At 73.9% G+C, this 18,685-nt stretch carries 17 protein-coding genes and 1 pseudogene; 5 read left to right on the plus strand and 13 right to left on the minus strand.

Annotation, left to right across the window (positions count from 1 at the left end):
• Positions 1-83: 83 nt before the first annotated feature.
• Genes Q2K16_RS16575 through Q2K16_RS16595 form a run of 5 tightly spaced genes read right to left on the minus strand, consistent with a single transcriptional unit; the run spans position 84 to position 5,208 of the window.
• Positions 84-1,610 (minus strand): complex I subunit 4 family protein, encoded by a 1,527-nt coding sequence (locus Q2K16_RS16575; protein WP_302746508.1) that lies wholly within the window; start codon positions 1,608-1,610, stop codon positions 84-86.
• A gap of 58 nt (positions 1,611-1,668) precedes the next feature.
• The gene (locus Q2K16_RS16580; protein ID WP_302738521.1) at positions 1,669-3,588 is read right to left on the minus strand and encodes an NADH-quinone oxidoreductase subunit 5 family protein; all 1,920 of its coding nucleotides are present in this window, start codon (positions 3,586-3,588) and stop codon (positions 1,669-1,671) included.
• Complete coding sequence (gene nuoK / locus Q2K16_RS16585; RefSeq protein ID WP_302738522.1) at positions 3,585-3,965, minus strand: NADH-quinone oxidoreductase subunit NuoK; 381 nt, start codon at positions 3,963-3,965, stop codon at positions 3,585-3,587. Before nuoK ends, Q2K16_RS16580 begins: the two co-directional genes overlap by 4 nt.
• On the minus strand, positions 3,962-4,528 hold the full coding sequence (locus tag Q2K16_RS16590; RefSeq protein ID WP_302738523.1) for an NADH-quinone oxidoreductase subunit J family protein: 567 nt from the start codon (positions 4,526-4,528) through the stop codon (positions 3,962-3,964). The genes nuoK and Q2K16_RS16590 overlap by 4 nt, the downstream gene beginning before the upstream one ends.
• On the minus strand, positions 4,525-5,208 hold the full coding sequence (locus Q2K16_RS16595) for a NuoI/complex I 23 kDa subunit family protein (protein ID WP_302738524.1): 684 nt from the start codon (positions 5,206-5,208) through the stop codon (positions 4,525-4,527). The genes Q2K16_RS16590 and Q2K16_RS16595 overlap by 4 nt, the downstream gene beginning before the upstream one ends.
• A 267-nt stretch (positions 5,209-5,475) precedes the next feature.
• On the opposite strand from Q2K16_RS16595, the gene Q2K16_RS16600 reads away from it, so the two are divergent.
• Positions 5,476-5,628: a hypothetical protein gene (locus Q2K16_RS16600; protein WP_302738525.1), complete on the plus strand. Its 153-nt coding sequence runs from the start codon at positions 5,476-5,478 to the stop codon at positions 5,626-5,628.
• Here the strand turns inward: Q2K16_RS16600 and Q2K16_RS16605 are convergent.
• On the minus strand, positions 5,609-6,031 hold the full coding sequence (locus tag Q2K16_RS16605) for an ester cyclase (protein ID WP_302738526.1): 423 nt from the start codon (positions 6,029-6,031) through the stop codon (positions 5,609-5,611). The two genes, Q2K16_RS16600 and Q2K16_RS16605, sit on opposite strands and share 20 nt — an antisense overlap.
• 163 nt (positions 6,032-6,194) lie before the next feature.
• Here Q2K16_RS16605 and Q2K16_RS16610 point away from each other — a divergent pair, with 163 nt between their 5' ends.
• Both Q2K16_RS16610 and Q2K16_RS16615 read left to right on the plus strand, forming a co-directional pair.
• Positions 6,195-7,241 carry a glutathione S-transferase family protein gene (locus tag Q2K16_RS16610; RefSeq protein WP_302738527.1) on the plus strand — a complete coding sequence of 349 codons (1,047 nt, stop codon included), beginning with the start codon at positions 6,195-6,197 and terminating at the stop codon, positions 7,239-7,241.
• 257 nt (positions 7,242-7,498) lie between these two features.
• Positions 7,499-8,815 (plus strand): S8 family peptidase, encoded by a 1,317-nt coding sequence (locus Q2K16_RS16615; protein WP_302738528.1) that lies wholly within the window; start codon positions 7,499-7,501, stop codon positions 8,813-8,815.
• 51 nt (positions 8,816-8,866) lie between these two features.
• Here Q2K16_RS16615 and Q2K16_RS16620 read toward each other — a convergent pair whose 3' ends face one another.
• Both Q2K16_RS16620 and Q2K16_RS16625 read right to left on the minus strand, forming a co-directional pair.
• The gene (locus tag Q2K16_RS16620; RefSeq protein WP_088644755.1) at positions 8,867-9,832 is read right to left on the minus strand and encodes a complex I subunit 1/NuoH family protein; all 966 of its coding nucleotides are present in this window, start codon (positions 9,830-9,832) and stop codon (positions 8,867-8,869) included.
• A gap of 155 nt (positions 9,833-9,987) precedes the next feature.
• Positions 9,988-10,578, minus strand: a pseudogene (locus Q2K16_RS16625) (NADH-quinone oxidoreductase subunit C); the annotation flags it as partial.
• A gap of 209 nt (positions 10,579-10,787) precedes the next feature.
• Between Q2K16_RS16625 and Q2K16_RS16630 the strand changes: the two are divergent.
• Positions 10,788-11,834, plus strand: a complete 1,047-nt coding sequence (locus Q2K16_RS16630; RefSeq protein WP_302738530.1) for a glucose 1-dehydrogenase — start codon at positions 10,788-10,790, stop codon at positions 11,832-11,834.
• Positions 11,835-11,850: 16 nt separating this feature from the next.
• Here Q2K16_RS16630 and Q2K16_RS16635 read toward each other — a convergent pair whose 3' ends face one another.
• The 5 genes from Q2K16_RS16635 to Q2K16_RS16655 all read right to left on the minus strand — a co-directional run bounded on the left by Q2K16_RS16635 (position 11,851) and on the right by Q2K16_RS16655 (position 17,478).
• On the minus strand, positions 11,851-13,167 hold the full coding sequence (locus tag Q2K16_RS16635; RefSeq protein ID WP_302738531.1) for a DUF2252 domain-containing protein: 1,317 nt from the start codon (positions 13,165-13,167) through the stop codon (positions 11,851-11,853).
• A 257-nt stretch (positions 13,168-13,424) separates the two neighbouring features.
• A complete protein-coding gene (locus tag Q2K16_RS16640; protein ID WP_302738532.1) occupies positions 13,425-13,988 on the minus strand; it encodes an NADH-quinone oxidoreductase subunit B in 564 nt (187 codons plus the stop codon).
• 199 nt (positions 13,989-14,187) lie between these two features.
• Complete coding sequence (locus Q2K16_RS16645) at positions 14,188-15,636, minus strand: pyridoxal phosphate-dependent decarboxylase family protein (protein WP_302738533.1); 1,449 nt, start codon at positions 15,634-15,636, stop codon at positions 14,188-14,190.
• Positions 15,633-17,132 (minus strand): MFS transporter, encoded by a 1,500-nt coding sequence (locus Q2K16_RS16650; RefSeq protein WP_368052480.1) that lies wholly within the window; start codon positions 17,130-17,132, stop codon positions 15,633-15,635. Before Q2K16_RS16650 ends, Q2K16_RS16645 begins: the two co-directional genes overlap by 4 nt.
• Positions 17,133-17,163: 31 nt before the next feature.
• Positions 17,164-17,478, minus strand: coding sequence for an MGMT family protein (locus Q2K16_RS16655; RefSeq protein ID WP_302738534.1), 315 nt, complete (start codon positions 17,476-17,478; stop codon positions 17,164-17,166).
• 13 nt (positions 17,479-17,491) lie between these two features.
• Between Q2K16_RS16655 and proB the strand changes: the two genes are divergently transcribed.
• The gene (gene proB, locus Q2K16_RS16660) at positions 17,492-18,649 is read left to right on the plus strand and encodes a glutamate 5-kinase (protein WP_302738535.1); all 1,158 of its coding nucleotides are present in this window, start codon (positions 17,492-17,494) and stop codon (positions 18,647-18,649) included.
• Positions 18,650-18,685 lie beyond the last annotated feature (36 nt).

An 18,685-nucleotide genomic window follows, 5' to 3' on the forward strand; every position in this document is an offset into this window, starting at 1 on the left:
CTCGCGCTCACCGCATCCGCCTGTCGCTCGCGACTGCGGGGCTCCGCTGCGCTGCACTCCTCGCGCTCACCGAAGCACCCCGTTCACCGAACAATCCCCACCAGGGCGTCCACCGGGCCGGTGGCGTAGCCGAGCACCAGGGTGGGTGCCAGGCCGACGGCGAGGGCGAGCAGGACCAGCGGGATCCAGGCGGTCAGCTCCACCCCGGCCAGGGCGGGGGTGAACCGGCCCACCGCCGGGCTGGGTCGACCGTGGGTGACCCGGCGCAGCAACCGCAGGAAGTACGCGGCGGTGAGCGCCCCGCCGACCGCCGCCAGCACCGCCAGCGTGGTCCACAGCGGCCCGCCCCGCTCGACGGCGGCGACCACCGCGAACGCCTCACCCCAGAACCCGGCCAGGCCGGGCAGGCCGAGCGAGGCGACCGCCGCGAAACCGAGCAGACCGGCCAGCCGGGGCGCGGTCTCCCGCAGCCCGGACAGCTCGGCCAGCGCCCCGGTGTGGGCCCGGTCCTTGACCGCCCCGGCGAGGAAGAACAACAGCCCGGTGATCACCCCGTGCGCCACGTTGCCGATCAGCGCCGCCTGGATGCCGGTGGCGGTCAGCGTCGCCACCCCGAGCAGCACGAACCCCATGTGCCCGACGCTGGAGTAGGCGATCAGCCGCTTCAGGTCGTCCTGGGCCAGGCAGACCAGGGAGCCGACCAGGATCGCCGCGACGGCCAGCACCCCGAGGACCGGCGCGGCCCAGCGGGCACCCTCCGGTGCCACCCCGACGGCGACCCGGATCAGGCCGTACGTGCCCATCTTGAGCAGGACCCCGGCGAGGATGACGCTGCCGACGGTGGGTGCCTGGGTGTGCGCGTCGGGCAGCCAGGTGTGCAGCGGCCAGAGCGGGGCCTTCACCGCGAACGCCAGCCCGAGCAGGGCGAACGCGGCCAACTGGGTACCCCGGGACAGCCCCGCCCCGCCGGTCAACGCGACGATGTCGGCGGTGCCGGCAGCGGCCACCACCACGAACACGCCGACCAGCAGCAGCACCGAGCCAAAGAGCGTGTAGAGGGCGAACTTGCGGGCCGCCGCCCGCGCCGCGTCGCGCGCCGGCAGGTCGACGCCCGTGCCGCCCCAACCGGCGATGATCGCGTACATCGGCAGCAGGACGACCTCGAAGAAGACGAAGAAGAGCACCAGGTCGAGGGCGAGGAAGGTGCCCAGGATGCCCACCTCGACCACCAGCAGCAACGCCACCAACGCCCGGCCGCTCCCCCGCCCCTCGGGCACCCGGCGCACGGTGTAGCCGCAGCAGAGCAGGGTGAGCAGGGCGGTCAGCACCACCAGCGGCCAGGAGATGCCGTCCACCCCGAGGTGGAAGCGCAGGTCGAGGCCGGGCACCCAGGGCAGGTCGACCTCGTGCCAGGGCTGCACGGCGGGAGCCGGGCCGTACCCGAACCAGCCGTGGTCGCCGAGCACCAGCAGAGCCGCCCCGACCAGGGTCAGAGCGGCGACCGCCGTACCCAGCAGCCGGGCCGCCCGCTCCCCGGGGAGCACGGCCACCAGCGCCGCCCCCACCGCCGGCAGCACCAGCACCGCGACCAGCAACACCTGCCCCACCATCACCGGGTCCGCCTTCCGTTCGCGACTGCGGGGCTCCGCTGCGCTGCACTCCTCGCGCTCATGCGGAGACTCCGATCAGGGCGGCGGCGAGACCGATCAGCAGGGCACCGGCCAGCACCGCCGCCGTCGCGCGGGGCAGCGCCGCCCGGTGCAGCGTGGCAAGCCCGGCACCGAGCGCCGAGGTTCCCCGGCCGACCCCCTCCACCAGGCCGTCCACCCCGACCTCGTCACCGGTACGCGCCACCCGGGCGAGTGCCGTCGTGGGGCGTACCACGAGGGTGTGTTGCAGGTCGTCGAGGCGGAAGGCGCGGGCGAACACCGGCCGCAGCGGGCCCAGCGCGCGGGCCGGATCGGCGGCCGGGTCCCGCCGCCAGCCGGCCCAGGCCAGCCCCGCCCCGACCAACACCAGCACGATCGGCAGCAGCACCGCCGGGGTGAGATGGACGAGCACCTGCCCACCGGGCGGGAAGGTGGGGACCGTCGGGAAGAAAAGGCGGTGCCAGAACCACTGGGTGAAGCCCGCCAGGCCGAGCAGCGCGGCCGGGACGGCCAGCAGCAGCACCGGCCAGCGCATCAGGGCCGGCGGGTCGTGCGGGTGCAGCAGCGGCAGCCGGGGCTCGCCGAAGAAGGCGCGCAGCAGCAGCCGGGTGGCGTACGCGGCGGTCAGCAGCACCCCGAGCAGCCCGGCCAGCCAGACCAGCCAGCCGACCCAGGCCGGGGCCGGGCCGGTGCCGTCGAGCGCGGCGGCCTCGGCGGCGGCGAGCACCCCGTCCTTGCTCCAGAAACCGGACAGCGGCGGCACGCCGGCCAACGCGCCGAGGCCGATCAGGGTGCACCAGAAGGTGACAGGCATGCTGCGCCGCAACCCACCCATCCGGGAGAGCAGGGTGGTGCCGACCGCATGGATCACCGCACCGGCGGCGAGGAACAGCAGCGCCTTGAACGCGGCGTGGGTGAGCAGGTGGAACAGCGCGGCGGCCGGGGCACCGACGGCGAGCGCGCCGGTCATGTAGCCGATCTGGGAGACCGTCGACCAGGCGAGAACCCGCTTCAGGTCGTCCTGGGCGGTGGCGGCGAACGCGCCGAGCAGCAGGGTGATCGAGGCCAGCACGCCGAGCACCGCCAGCGCCACCGGGGCCCGGGTGAACAGCGGGTAGAGCCGGGTCACCGCGTACACCCCGGCGGCGACCATGGTCGCGGCGTGGATCAGCGCGGAGATCGGTGTCGGGCCGGCCATCGCGTCGGGCAGCCAGGTGTGCAGCGGGAACTGCGCGCTCTTGCCGGCCACCCCGGCGAGCAGCAGCAGGCAGGCGGCGGTCAGGGTGCCGGTGGAGTGGTCGTGGGCGAGCACGTCGGCGATCCGGAAACTGCCGGCGGAGACGCCGAGCAACGCGATGCCGAGCAGGAACCCGACGTCACCCACCCGGGTGACCAGGAACGCCTTCGTCGCGGCGGCGGGTGCCTCGGGCAGTCGGCGGTCGTGGGCGATCAGCAGGTACGAGCAGAGGCCCATCACCTCCCAGCCGACCAGCAGCAGGATCAGGTCGCCGCTGACCACCACCACCAGCATCGCGGCGGTGAACAGGCTGATCTGCGCGGCGTAGGGCGGGTAGCGGTGGTCCACCTCGACGTCGTCGTGCGGGCCGCGCCGCAGGTAGGCCACCGAGTAGACCTGCACCGCCAGCGCCACCGCCGCGACGGCGACCGCGACCAACGCGGCGACGCCGTCCAGCCGTACCCCGAGGGTGACCCGCAGCCCGCCGAGGTCGATCCAGGTGGTGCTGGTCTCCACCGGGTCGCCGACCCGCGCCAGCAGCAGCACCGCGACCAGCAGCGCGCCGGCCGCGCCGGCCACCCCGAGGCCGATCGCCGCCCGCCGGGCCGCGCCCTCCCCCCGCGGTGCCGGCGGTAGCAGCAACCCCAGCAACCCGGCGACCAGGGGTACGACCGGCAGGGCCGCCCCGAGCAGCCCGGTCACCGCCCGGCCTCCGCCCGTGCGCCGGCCGACCCGGTCGCGACGTCACCGGTCGGACCGGCCCGGTCGTCGGCCGACCCGGTCAGGGGCACGTCGTCGACGGTGACGCTGGCCCGCAGCCGGTAGAGCTGGAGCACGATGGCCAGCCCGACGCCGATCTCGGCGGCGGCCAACACGATCACGAACAGCGCGAAGACCTGCCCGGAGTGCGGCAGCACCGCCCGCACGGTGGTGTCGGCGGTGACCAGGATCAGGTTGACCGCGTTGAGCATCAGCTCCACCGCCATCAGCACCAGCACCGCGTTACGTCGCCGCAGCACGCCGTAGACGCCGAGACCGAACAGCAGCGCGGCCGTGACGTACGGGATGACCGGCCTCACGGGATCACCTCAGTTCGCGACTGCGGGGCTCGCAAACCCGGCTCACTCCTCACACTCACGGGACCACCGGCTCCGATGTCGGGGCGGGACAGGATGACCGCGCCGACCAGGGCGGCCAGCAGCAGCACCGACAGCACCTCGAACGGCAGCACCCACGAGCGGAACACCTGCTCGCCGATGCCCTCGGCGGTGCCCGCCGCCGGCAGCTCCACCGTCGACCAGCGGAACGCGTCGACCAGCAGCGCCGTCAGGCCCAGCCCGGTGCCCGCACCGATCAGTGCGGCCGGCCAGCCCGGCCGGTCCAGGTCGGCGGACGCCCCGATCGGGGCCCGGGTCAGCATCACCGCGAACAACAGCAGCACCACCACCGCACCCACGTAGATCAGCACCTGCACCCAGGCGACCAGTTCGGCGGTGAGCACCAGGTAGTCGCCGGCCAGCGCGCCCAGGCAGAGCACCAGGTAGAGGCCGGCCCGGACCAGGTGCTTCGTGGCGACCACCAGCACCCCCGACCCGACCGCCACCGCCCCCAGGGCGAGCAGGAGGACGTCCGCACCGGTCACCGGGGAGCACCTCCGTCGTCGGCGGGGCCAGGCTCGGGCGCGGCCGGTTCGACGCCGGGAGCGGCCGGGCCGGCAGCGCGCGGTGCGGCCGGGCCGGAGTCGCGGGGGGTGGTGGGGCCGGGCTCGGGGCGTACCACGGTGGGGCGGGCGGCGGAGCTGGTCGGGGCGGCGGCCCTGCGCGCGGCGGTGGTCTCCTCCTTGGCCGGCTCGCCGTGCGGGTCGTGCGCGGGCGGCGGCGGCACGGTGGCCATCCACTGGCCGAGGTGGTCCTTGTCGTGCAGCAGGTCCTTGATGTCGTACTCGGCGTACTCGAACTCGGGCGACCAGTAGAGGGCGTCGAACGGGCAGACCTCGATGCAGATCCCGCAGTACATGCAGAGCGAGAAGTCGATGTCGAACTTGTCGAGGACGTTGCGCTGGCGGGGACGGGCCGCGCCGGCCACCGCCACCTCCTCCTTGTGCGAGTCGATGTAGATGCACCAGTCGGGGCACTCGCGGGCGCAGAGCATGCAGACCGTGCAGTTCTCGGTCAGCAGCGCGATCACGCCCCGGGAGCGGGGCGGCAGTTCGGGGGCGACGTCGGGGTACTGCTGGGTGTGCGACCGGCGGGTCATCGTCTTCAACGTGACCGCCAGCCCCTTCACCAGCCCGCCGCCGGTGCCTCCGCCGTGCTCGCTCACCGTGTCGCCCCGATTCGCTCGCTCATAGGGTCATCCTGCCCTGTGGCCACGGCGTGCGCGACCACCACCCGGCGTTTGCCGGCGTTACCCCGACGGGCGGGGAGAACGACGCACCGGGAAGGACCGGCCGACGGCCGCCGCGTTGCAGGACGACCATCCGCCGGAGGGCGGCTGGACGACCGACGATCCGGACGCGCTGCCCGCGGACGGCCGCGGCCCGCGGGCCGTCCCGGTACGAGCCGCACGAGGTGGTGCTGGCGGGTCAAGGTGGAGGACGACGGCCCGGTCGTGCACACCTACAAGATCGACGCGGTGAACGAGGTCTACGTGGAGACCGGGCGGTGGACGAAGTTCGTCGACACCGGGGAGCCGTTCCCGGTGAACCTGTCGGTCGCCCGGATCACGCCCCGGCGTCGGTGAGCGGCGGCAGCATCTCCACACCCAACTGTTGCAGCAGTTGGAAAAGCTCGTTGACGCTCCACACGTCGACGATCCGCCCGGCGGCGTCGAAGCGCAGGAACGTCGCCCCGGAGTAGCTGACCACCTGCCCGGTCGGCGGCACCGGGCCGAACTGTCCCGCCTGGGTGCCGGCGGCCCGCCAGCGCAGCGCCACCCGGTCACCGGCCGCCACCACGTCCACCAGCTTGTAGCGCAGGTCGGGGAAGGCGGCCCGGCGGTCCCGGTGCCAGGCCAGCACCGCCGCCGGGCCGGTGCCGCCGAGCCCCGGGCACTCCTCGGCGACCAGTTCGTCGGCCGACTCCTCGCGGCCGGCGTTCCACACGTCGGCCACGAACCGCCGGGCCACCGCCTCCACGTCGATCATGCGGGCAGCCTAGGCCCGCCGGTCCGGGGCCGACCGGTCGAGGTGGGTGGCGATCCCGACACGGGTCCGAGGGGTCGATTTCCCTGCGCACCGGACGGCGTTAGCGTGCCACCGGAAGCCGGACCCGCCATGATGGGGGCCGAAGCGGACGAAAGGCGACACGATGGCGGAGAGTAACGGCACGACCGCGACCCGGACCGGCGGCAAGTACGTCGAGCCGGGCGGTGAGTTCACCCGGGACCAGCGCTACATCGCCACCCGGATCACCGTCGACGGGCGGGACGGCTACCCGGTCGAGCCGGGCCGCTACCGGCTGGTCGTCAGCCGGGCCTGCCCGTGGGCCAACCGCATGATGATCGTACGACGGTTGCTCGGGCTGGAGGAGGCGCTGCCGATGGCGGTGGCCGGGCCCACCCACGACGCCCGGAGCTGGACGTTCGACCTCGACCCGGACGGGCGCGACCCGGTGCTCGGCATCGAACGGCTGGCCGAGGCGTTCTTCGCCCGCTACCCCGACTACGACCGGGGGATCACCGTGCCGGCGATCGTCGACGTGCCGACCGGGCAGGTGGTCACCAACGACTACGCGCAGATGACCCTGGACCTGTCCACCCAGTGGACGGCGTACCACCGCGAGGGCGCCCCGCAGCTCTACCCCGAGGCGTTGCGCGCCGAGATCGACGAGGTGAACGCGGTGGTGTTCGCCGACGTCAACAACGGGGTGTACCGGTGCGGCTTCGCCGGTTCGCAGGAGGCGTACGAGAAGGCGTACCGGCGGCTGTTCGACCGGCTGGACTGGCTCAGCGACCGGCTCGCCGACCAGCGTTACCTGGTCGGCGACACCATCACCGAGGCCGACGTGCGGCTGTTCACCACGCTGGTCCGTTTCGACCCGGTCTACCACGGCCACTTCAAGTGCAACCGGCAGAAGCTGAGCGAGATGCCGGTGCTGTGGGCGTACGCGCGGGACCTGTTCACCACCCCCGGGTTCGGCGACACCATCGACTTCGACCACATCAAGCGGCACTACTACGAGGTGCACCGGGACATCAACCCGACAGGGGTGGTACCGCTCGGCCCGGACCTGGTCAACTGGCTCAGCCCGCACGGGCGGGAGTCGCTCGGCGGCCGGCCGTTCGGCGACGGCACGCCCCCGCCGCCCCCGCCGCCCGGCGAGCAGGTGCCGCCGGAGCACACCCCGGTCGGCTGAGCCGCCCCGACCACGCGCCCCCGCCCGGCCCACCGGGTGGGGGCGCACTGCCGTGCCCCCGGCACCGTGCCGCCCCCGCACGTGCGGAAAGCCACGGTCGACTGCGGACACCGAGAGCTGTCACACATTCACCCTCAGCGTTCAAGAGTTAACACGATGGTCAATATGACCTGTTCGACTAGGGGGCGTCCGTCGCCGCGATTCCCGTCGGCGGGCTGACAGTCCACTACGGACTCCCCTTCGAGGAGGATCGAGCCTTGCGCAAGCTGGGTAGCAGGACCGCACGTCTGGGCGTACTCGCCGGTGTTCTCGCCGGCGCGCTCGCCACCACCACCAACGCCGCCGTCGCGGCACCGGGCACCCCCGCCCCCGGACGGGCCGCGCCCGCGCCGCTGCTGGCCGGCAGCGCGCAGGCCGCGCCGGACCGGTACATCGTCGTCCTCTCCGACAAGCCGGTGAGCAGCGAGCGCACCGCCCGCCTCGCCCGGACCGCCCAGTCGACCGCCGTCGCCGAACGGGCCGGCGGCACCGTGCTGAACCGCTACACCCAGGTCCTCGACGGGTACGCCGCCGTGCTGCCGCCGGCCGCCCTCGCCGCCGTCCGCAACGACCCGGCCGTGCAGTACGTCGAGCGGGACACCCGGATCGAGGGCGGCCTGACCAGCACCGCCCCGGACCGGACCGGACCGACGACGGCCCGGGCCGAGCGGGCCCAGGCCGGCGGCGTGTCCATCCAGGCCGTGCAGAGCAACCCGCCGTCGTGGGGGCTGGACCGCATCGACCAGCGCAACCTGCCGCTGAGCAACAGCTTCGGCTACACCTCGACCGGTTCCGGGGTGACCGCCTACATCGTCGACTCCGGCATCCGGGCCACCCACGTCGACTTCGGCACCCGCGCCGCCGGGGTCTACGACGCGGTCGGCGACGGCAACGGCACCAACGACTGCCACGGCCACGGCACGCACGTCGCCGGCACCATCGGCGGGACCACCTACGGGGTCGCCAAGTCGGTGACGCTGCGCGCGGTCCGGGTCCTCCAGTGCGACAACTCCGGGTGGAGCACCGACCTGATCGAGGGTGTCGACTGGCTGGCCACCAACCACGCGACCGTCTCGGTGGCGAACTTCAGCCTCCAGGGCTACGGCACCTCGGCGAACACCTCGATCGAGAACCTGATCGACCACGGCGTGTACCCGGTCTTCATCGCCAACAACTTCAACACCGACGCCTGCACCAACGGCCCCAGGTCCAGCCGGGGCATCACCGTCGCGGCGACCGACATCAACGACAACCGGGCCTCGTTCTCCAGCTACGGGACCTGCGTCGACATCTTCGCCCCGGGGGTGGACATCACCTCCGCCGGCATCGCCTCGGACACCGCCGTGGCCAGCGGCTGGTCCGGCACCTCGATGGCGGCCCCGCACGTCACCGGCTGGCTGGCCCGCTACCGGCAGACCAACCCGACGGCGACCCTCGCCACCGCCAAGAGCGCGCTGATCACCGCCGCCACTACCGGCAAGGTCGTCAACCCGGGGACCGGCTCCCCGAACCGCCTGCTCTACGCCGCGCCGTGAGCGTGCCGGAGGGGCCCCGGGGAGTCTCCCGGGGCCCCTCCGGGCCGGCGTTCAGTTCAGGGTGAGGCGCACGGCGGTGGTGAGGACGAGCTGGGCCAGCGCTGCCGGCACCAGGACCAGCCAGCACAACCGCTGGAGCTGGTCCTCCCGCAGCCGGGGGAACGACACCCGCAGCCAGATGATCACGAACGAGACGGCGAAGACCTTCAGCAGGGTCCACAGCCACCCGAGTTGGGCGTCGGCGAACGGGCCCTGCCAGCCGCCGAGGAAGAGCACGGTGGTCAACGCGGCGATGACCACGATCCCGACGTACTCGGCGAGCAGGAAGAACGCGAACCGCAGCCCGGTGTACTCGGTCATGTAGCCGAACACCAGCTCCGAGTCGGCGACCGGCATGTCGAACGGGGGCCGCCGGATCTCCGCCAGCCCGGCCACGAAAAACACGATCATGGCGGGGGCCTGCCAGAGCAGCCACCACGGCTGCCACGCCTCGACGATCCCGCCGAGGCTCAACGTCCCGGCCGCCACCGCCACCGAGGCGGCGGCCAGCACCAGCGGCAGCTCGTACCCGAGCAGTTGGGCCGCCCCGCGCAGCCCGCCGAGCAGGCTGTACTTGTTGGCCGAGGCCCACGCCGACATCAGCACCGCCACCACGCCGACCCCGACCACCGCCAGGACGAAGAACAGGCCGATGTCCAGCGGCTGCCCGACCAGGTCGTCCGGGCCGAGCGGGATCACCAGCAGCACCAGCAGGTAGGGCACCAGGGCCACCACCGGCGCCAGCCGGAACACCGCCCGGTCCGCCTCGCGCGGGGTGATGTCCTCCTTCTGGACGAACTTGATCCCGTCGGCGACGAGCTGCGCCCAGCCGTGGAAGCCACCTGCGTACATCGGACCGAGCCGGCCCTGCATGTGCGCCATCACCTTGTGCTCGGCCTGGCCGACGATCAGCGGCAGGGTCAGGAACGCGACCAGCACCCCGCCGATCCGGATCACCAGCTCCAACCAGGTCGGCATCAGGCCGTACCCCCCTCGTCGCCACCCTGGTCACCGCGTGCCTGGCCGTCGGCGACCGCCGGGCCGTCGCCGGCCGCGCCGGGGCGGGGCGTACGCGGCGGCCGGGCCGGTCGCTCCCGGGGCGCGCGGGCGGGGGCCCCGTCGCCCACCGTCACCGGACCGGCCGGGGCCGGCACCACACCCCACTCCCCCGGGGCGGGCACCCCGGGCGGGCGGACCGCCCGGCGACCGCCACCGGCCTCCGACTCGCCCGGCTCCTTCGCCCCCGGCCACGGCTTCGCCACCCGGGAGGCCAGCACGAACTCCTTGCGCAGCGGATGCCCCTCGAACTCGGGCGGCAGCAGCAGCGGGGCCAGCTCCCGGTGGCCGGCGAAGTCGACGCCGAACATCTCGTGGGTCTCCCGCTCGTGCCAGGCCGCGCCCGGGAAGATGTCGACCACCGACGCCACCGTCGGCGTCTGCCTCGGCACCCGGGTCCGCAGCAGCACACCGTGCCGGTGCCGGGTCGACCACAGGTGGACCACGATGTCGAAACCGGTGGCCAACTCGTCGACGGCGGAGAGCCAGTCGAAGAAGTCGCAGGCCAGCTCGGCGTCGTCGCGTACCGCGCGGAGGGTGTCCGCCCAGGCCGCCGGGGGTACGTCGACGGTGGCCCGGGCGTGCGCCTGCCCGCCGGACACCGACGCGGTCGCCTCGACCGGCGCGAGCAGCGCGACCACCCGCCGACCGACCTCTTCCGGAGTCATGCGGTTGATCCTATGGCCGCCGCCCCGACGCCGGGCCCGCCCGCCCGGTCGAACGCGCCCGGCGGACACCTGGATGAGGTGAACGGACGGCCCCGCGCCGCGTCGTACCACGGTTGCGGCGGGGTCGTCCGGCGCGTCGCCGGGCATGGCCGGACGGGCATCTGACGCTTTGGCAGGCGGGGCGCGGTGGTGCGGGGAAAGATGGGGCCGTGCGCGCTGTGACGGTGACTCCCGGGGTCCGCGACTCGCTGCGGCTGGTGCAGGACTGGCCGGAGCCGCCGGCCGAGGAGGGCGCCATCCTGGTCGAGGCGCTCGCCGTCGGCATCTGCGGCACCGACCAGGAGATCATCGCCGGGGACTACGGGGAGGCCCCGCCCGGCCAGCGGGAACTGGTGCTCGGCCACGAGTCCCTCGGCCGGGTGCTGGAGGACCCGTCCGGCACCCTGCAACCCGGCGACCTGGTGGCCGGCGTCGTCCGCCACCCCGACCCGGTGCCCTGCCCGAACTGCGCCGTCGACGAGTGGGACATGTGCCGCAACGGCCGGTACACCGAGCACGGGATCAAGGGGCTGCCCGGCTTCGCCCGGGAACGGTGGCGGGTGCAGCCGAAGTTCGCCGTCGGGCTGGACCCGGTCCTCGCCCCGGTCGGCATGCTGCTGGAACCGGCGAGCGTGGTGGCGAAGGCGTGGGACCACATCGCGCAGATCGGCACCCGGGCGGAGTGGAAGCCGCAGACCGTCCTGGTCACCGGGGCCGGGCCGATCGGGCTGCTGGCGGCCCTGCTGGCCGTCCAACGTGGCCTGTCGGTGCACGTGCTGGACCGCAACACCACAGGCCCCAAGCCGGACCTGGTCCGGGCGCTCGGGGCGACATACCACACGGTGCCGGTCGACGAGTTGGACTTCGAGCCGGACGTGGTGGTCGAGTGCACCGGGGCGCCGACCGTGGTGCTGGACACCATGTGCAAGGTCGGCCCGGCCGGGATCGTCTGCCTGACCGGGGTGTCCAGCGGGGGCCGGACCATCGACTTCGACGCCGGGGCGCTCAACCGGGCGCTGGTGCTGGAGAACAACGTCGTGTTCGGCTCGGTCAACGCCAACCGGCGGCACTGGGACCTGGCCGCCCGGGCGCTCGCCCAGGCCGACCAGTCGTGGCTGAACGCGCTGATCACCCGCCGGGTGCCGGTGTCGGCGTACGCACAGGCGTACGCCCACACCGACGAGGACATCAAGGTGGTGCTGGAGTTCGGGGCGTGACGCCCGACGGGCCGGCTCAGATGCCGGGGAGCCGGCCGTTGCGGAACAGGTCGACGAAGAGCTGGTGGTCGGTGCGGGCCCGGACGCCGTACGCGTGGGCGAACTCGACCAGGTGCCCGACGAAGCCGTCGGTGTCGTCGCCGATCGCGGCGACGATCGCCTCCTCGGTGGAGTAGTCGACCAGGTCGTGGCTGGACTCGTCGTCGGCGACCGAGTGCATCCGGGCCACCGCCCGACCCAGGTCGGCGAGCACCCCGGCCAACTCGTCCGGCTCGTTGACGTCCGACCAGTCCAGGTCGGCGGCGTACGGGGAGACCTCGGCGACGAGCTGACCGGCCCCGTCCAGCTCGGTGAAGCCCAGCCACGGGTCGGCGTGAGCCTGCAACGCCCGCTGCGACTCGGCCGTGCGGTGCCCCTGGTGCCGGAAGTAGCCCCGGACCCGCTCGTCGTCGATGTGCCGGGCCACCGCCGGCACCTGCGCCTGCTTCATGTAGATGACGACGTCGTTCTCCAACGCCTCGGTGTGCCCCTCCAGCAGCAGGTTGTACGACGGCAACCCGGCCGAGCCGATGCCCACCCCCTTGCGCAGCACCACGTCCTTGATCTGGGTGGCGACCGGCCGCAGCCGGGCCGTCGAGGGGGGCAGGGTGTCCAGGTACGCGGTGAACGCGGCGCAGACCTTCTTACGGGTCTCCGGGTCGATCTCGAACACCCCGTCGCCGAGGGAGAACCGCCGCTCGTAGTTGTCGACGGTGGTCTGCGCGGCCAGCAGGTCGACCCGGGTGTTCAGCCGGGCCTCCTGGAGCACCCGGCGCAGCACCCCGTCGGCGTTGTCCAGCGTGATCGAGCCGATCGCGTCGTCCCCACCGGCGGCGATGGCCCGCAGCTCGGTCAGGTACGACCGGGCGAAGCCGGTGACCAGCTCGCCGATCACCCGGTCGGACAGGGCCTTGGCGTAGCCGATCAGGGCCACGCTGGCGGCGAGCCGCTTCAGGTCCCAGGAGAACGGCCCGACGTACGCCTCGTCGAAGTCGTTGACGTTGAACACCAGGTGCCCGGAGGCGTTCATGTAGGTGCCGAAGTTCTCGGCGTGCAGGTCGCCGTGGATCCACACCCGGCTGGTCTGCTCGTCGAGGAACGCGTCGTCGGCGAAGTCGCCGCGCTGGTCGGCGTAGAACAGCGAGGCGCTGCCCCGGTAGAAGGCGAACGGGGAGGCGGCCATCTTGCGGAACTTCCGGCGGAACGCCGCCGGGTCGAGCGCCATCGACGCGCCGAACTCCTCGGTCAACACGTCGACGATGAAAGCGGACCGTCGGTCCACGGAGTCGGTCATGCCCCGCACGCTAACCCCCACCCGCCACCTCTCCCCCGGGCCTCCCGCCCACCCCGCGCCCCACCCCGCACAGCCCGCCCACCCCGCCCCGCGCCGGTGATCAAGAGGTTTGCGTCAGATTCACGCGGGATGGTGACGTGAACCTCTTGATCACCGGGGCGCAGTGGGCAAGCGGGTGTAAGGCGGGCACACAGCGGGGGTACGCGAGGCAGAGCGGGGCGCAGCGCGGGTGCAGCCGGGAAGGCCCGGAGGGTGGGTCAGGAGGGGGTGGGAGGGCGGACCGGGGGGGCGGTCAGCGACTCGACCGGGCGGGGGGCGGTGTCGGCGGCCGGGGCGAGGGGGTCGGTGCGGTCGACGCCGCCGATGCCTGACTGTTCGGCGGCGATCTTCTCCTGGAGGCGGAGGATGCCGTGCAGGAGCGCCTCCGGGCGGGGCGGGCAGCCGGGCACGTAGACGTCGACCGGGATGAGCTGGTCGACGCCCTTGGTCACCGAGTACGAGTCCCAGTACGGGCCGCCACAGTTGGCACAGGACCCGAAGGAGATGACGTACTTCGGCTCGGGCATCTGGTCGTAGAGCCGCTTGATCGCCGGGGCCATCTTGTCGGTCACCGTGCCGGAGACCACCATCAGGTCGGCCTGCCGGGGCCCGTGAGCGAACGGGATGACGCCGAGCCGGATGAAGTCGTGCCGACCCATGCTGGTGGCGATGAACTCGATCGCGCAGCAGGCCAGGCCGAAGTTGAACACCCAGAGCGAGTAGCGGCGACCCCAGTTGAGAACGAACCGGATCGGCTCGCCGAGCACTCCCGGCAACTGCACGACCGCCTCCTGTCCCCGCCGACCCGTTGTCCGCCCAGGGACAGTCAACCACAGCCGCCCGGCGTGACACCCGGACCGGCCGGGCCCGGCCCGCGTCCCGGCGGTGCGAACCCGGCCGGGCCGGGAGCGACCAGCCTGACCTCCCGGCGAGGCCGCAACGCCCCCGCGACCACCTGCCGCGACGAACGGGACGCGGGGGTCACCAGGTGGGGTGTTGCAGCAGGCCGACGAACTCCACCAGCAGTCGTTCCCGCAGCGCGGCGGGGGCGGCGTCGAGCAGGGTGTTCACCACCGCCATCCGGTCCGGCGGCCCGGCGCCGAGCCCCAGGCCGGCGGCGAGTCCACCGATCAGCTCGGGGGTGAGCGCCTCCGGGGTCAACGCCCCGGCCAGGGCGACCAGGTCGGCAGGCAGCTCGACCGGCCCGGCCCGGCGGGCGGCGGCCACCGCGGCGGCCAGGTCCGGGCCGAACTCGGCCACCCGGGGGGCCACCGAGGCGGTCACCGTGAGGTGCACGCTGGCGGGCAGGTCGGCGTACCGGAGTTGGGGTTGGGTGTGCCAGCCCCGGGTGGTCAGCTCGTCGACCAGGACGAACAGGTCGAGCGCCGGGTCGGTGCCGGTGAAGCAGACCACTGTGGCTTCCGGTTCGGCCATCAGCCGCAGCCCGTCGACGTCCCGGACGGCGGCGGCCAGGCAACCGACGGCGTCCCGGGTGGTGGCGGCCAACCGCAGGTAGCCGTCGTCGCCGAGGTGCCGCAGGGTGGCGTAGGCGGCGGCGATCGGGCCACCCGACCGGGTCGAGGCGAGCACCGGGTTGACCATGGTGTAGCCGGGCCAGTCGGCGTACGCGAAGTACTGCGGGGAGCGCAGCGTCGCGTCCCGGTGCAGCAGCACCGACACCCCCTTCGGGGCGTACGCGTACTTGTGCAGGTCGACGGAGATCGAGGTGACCCCGTCGACGGTGAAGTCGAACGGCGGCACCGGCACGCCGAGGCGACGCAGGTAGGGCAGGGTCCAGCCGCCGAAGCAGGCGTCCACGTGGCAGCGCACCCCGGCGGCAGCCGCGACCTGCGCGATCCCGGCCACCGGGTCGACCACCCCGTGCGCGTACGACGGGGCGGAGCAGGCCACCAGCACCGTCTCCGGGCCGATCGCGGCGGCCATGTCCGTTACCGACGGGCGCAGGGTGACCGGGTCGACGGGAACCGTGTCGAGGGTGACCCGCAGCAGGTGGGCGGCCTTGGCGAAGGCGGCGTGTCCGCTGGCCGGCACCACGATCCGGGGTGCGGTCAGCTCCGGGCGGGCGTCCCGGGCGGCCTTGACGGCCAGGATCAGCGACTCGGTCCCGCCGCTGGTGACGCTGCCGACCACGTCCGGCGCGGCGCTGCCCGGCCCGCCGCCGAGCAGCCTGCCGGCCGCCCCGACGAGCCAGTTCTCCATCGCCAGCAGGGACGGGAAGGCGGTCGGGTCGAGCCCGTTGACGTGGGCGCTCGCGGCATGGGCGGCCCCGGCGAGGTCGTCCAACCCGGGCACCGCCGGGTCGTACACGTAGGCGAACAACCGCCCCCCGTGCACCGGCCGATCCCCCGCCCGGAGCTGCCTGATCTCGTCCAGCACCCGCTCGGCAGGCACCCCGTTCTCGTCGATCATGGACTTGTGGTGGCCTTTCCGTGGATTTTCGCGGCTTTCGTCCCCACCGCAACTCCATGATCGACGAGGTGGGTGGGGGTTGTGGGGGTGGGGGGAGGTAGGGGTGGGGGGAGGTAGGGGTGGGGGCGGAGGAGGAGGGTGGCGGGGGCGATCAGGAGGGCCGGGACGACCGTGAAGCCGAGGAGGACGCCGAGGCGGGCGGTGGGGGTCTGGGGGGCGGCGGTGCCGGTGGCCGAGGAGACGTAGCCGGACAGGGCCAGGACCAGGCCGTAGATGCCGGGGCCGAGGGCCAGGCCGAAGGTCTCCCCGGCGGTCCAGAGGCCGGTGAAGACGCCCGCCTGGCGGCGACCGGTGCGCGCGGTCGAGGCGGCCACGCAGTCGGGCAGCAGGGCCAGCGCGAAGACCTGCTGGCCGGCGTACCCGACGCCGAGGAGCGCGACCACCGCGTAGACGGCGGCGGCGGGCAGCACCGGCGCGGCCACCAGCGCCGCCGCACCGGCCGCCAGCAGCAGCGAGGCGGCGACCAGCGCGGTCTTCTTGCCCAGTCGCGCGCCGAGCCGGGTCCACAGCGGCATCACCAGCAGTGCCGGCCCGACGAAGCAGGCGAACAGCACGGTCGGCCCGGTGGTCGGGTCGCGCAGGATCTGGGCGGCGAAGTAGCTGACCCCGGCCAGGATGGTCGCCACCCCGGCGGACTGGACGACGAAGCAGAGCAGCAGCGCCCGGAACGGCCGGTCGGCGGCGACCACCGCGAGTTGGGCGCGCAGCGTCGGCTCGGTGGCGGTCACCGTGCCGGTCGCCGCCGACCGGGTGCCGAGGAACGCGCCGAGCGCGCCGAGCGCGATCAGCACGGCGACGAACACCCCCATCCAGCGGTGCCCGCTCACCCCCTCGCCGCCGACGGTCACCACCACCGGGGCCACCGCGCCGGAGATCAGGATGGCCAGCGCCAGCACCGCGACCCGCCAGCCCATCAGCCGGGTACGCTCCGCCGCGTCGTCGGTCAGTTCGGCGGGCATCGCCACGTACGGGACCTGGAAGAAGGCGAACGCGGTGGCGGTGGCGAGGAACGCGACGGCCACGTACGCCCCGGCGGCCGGCCCGGCACCGAAGGGCGCGGCGAAGATGGCGGCGAAGAGCACCGCCAGGGCCAGCCCGGCGCCGAGCAGCCACGGCCGGCGCGGCCCCCAGCGGGAGCGGGTGCGGTCGGAGATCCGCCCGGCGACCGGGTTGACCAGCACGTCCCATGCCTTGGGCAGCAGCACCAGCAGGGCGGCCAGCCCGGCGGCCACCCCGAGCGTGTCGGTCAGGTAGGGCAGCAGCAGCAACCCGGGCACGGTGCCGAACGCGCCGGTGGCCAACGAGCCGAGCGCGTAACCGGCGTGCACCCGACGCGGTAGTCCAGCCGCCTCGGCACCGGTCGACCGGGCCGGGCCGGCAGCCGACGTGGGCGGGCCGGCGGGTGGGGAGCCGGGCCCGGCCGGCGGCGCGTCCATGCGGCCGAATGTTACTCACGTTATTGCCGGGTCACCGCCCCTCATCCGGCCACCATTTGGCGGCATCCAGATCCACCCCGGCACCGCGCAGCGGGCAACCCTCGGCCCGCAGCAGGGCCCGCGCCCGCGCCTCGTGCCCGGGTGGCAGCCGGCCCGCCGCGTTCACCACCCGGTGCCAGGGCACCCCGCCACCGTGCCGGGCCATGATCGCGCCGACCAGCCGGGCCGAGGCCCGCCCGGAGCGCTCGGCCAACGCGTCGGCGATCGCCCCGTAGGACATCACCCGGCCCGGCGGAATCCGCTCGACCAGCGCGAGCACCGCCTCCACGTACTCCTCAGGCGTCACGACCGGCCAGGATATGGGAACGCGACGGGGTCCGCCGGGACCGACCGCGCAGAATGGGCGGGTGCGCGAAGCAGTCACCCAGGCCCGACGGATCGTCGTCAAGATCGGTTCGTCCTCGCTGACCACCGCGACCGGCGGTCTGGACGACGCCCGGGTCGACACCCTGGTCGACGCCCTCGGCGCGCTCGTCGCCGCCGGCCGCGAGGTGGTGCTGGTCTCCTCCGGCGCGATCGCCGCCGGGCTCGCCCCGCTCGGGCTCCCCCGCCGCCCGCGCGACCTGGCCACCCAGCAGGCCGCCGCCAGCGTCGGCCAGGGCCTGCTGATCGGCCGGTACGCGGCGGGCTTCGCCAGGCACCGGCTCACCGTCGGGCAGGTCCTGCTCACCGTCGACGACGTGACCCGGCGGGCGCACTACCGCAACGCGTACCGGACCCTGCGCAAGCTGCTCGACCTGCGGGCGGTCCCGATCGTCAACGAGAACGACACGGTCGCCACCGAGGAGATCCGGTTCGGCGACAACGACCGGCTGGCCGCCCTGGTCGCCGCTCTGGTCGACGCCGACCTGCTGGTGCTGCTCTCCGACGTCGACGCGCTCTGGACCGGCAACCCGACCCGCCCCGGCAGCACCCGGATCACCGAGGTACGCGGCGAGGCGGACCTGGCCGGCGTGGACATCGGCGGGGCCGGCCGGGCCGGCGTCGGCACCGGCGGCATGGTCACCAAGGTCGAGGCGGCCCGGATCGCCACCGGATTCGGCATCCCGGTGGTGCTGACCGCCGCCCCGCTGGCCGGCGACGCGCTGGCCGGGGAACCGGTGGGCACGTTCTTCCACCCGGCCCGGCGACGCCCGGCGGCCCGGCTGTTCTGGCTGGCGCACGCCACCGCGCCCCGGGGCCGGCTGCACCTGGACCCGGGCGCGGTGCAGGCCGTGGTGGGCCGGCGCAAGTCGCTGCTGCCGGCCGGGATCACCGCCGTGGACGGCACCTTCACCGCCGGGGACCCGGTGGACCTGGTCGACGTCGACGGGGCGTCGGTGGCCCGGGGCCTGGTCAACTACGACGCGGTGGAACTGCCCGGCCTGCTCGGCCGCTCCACCGGAGAACTCGCCGCAGCCCTCGGCCCGGCGTACGAACGTGAGGTCGTCCACCGCGACGACCTGGTGCTGCTGTGACGTCAGGCGTCCCCACACGGGCGCTTCTGGAAGATC

The sequence above is a fragment of the Micromonospora cynarisoli genome (assembly GCF_030518815.1).
Lineage (GTDB): Bacteria > Actinomycetota > Actinomycetes > Mycobacteriales > Micromonosporaceae > Micromonospora > Micromonospora wenchangensis.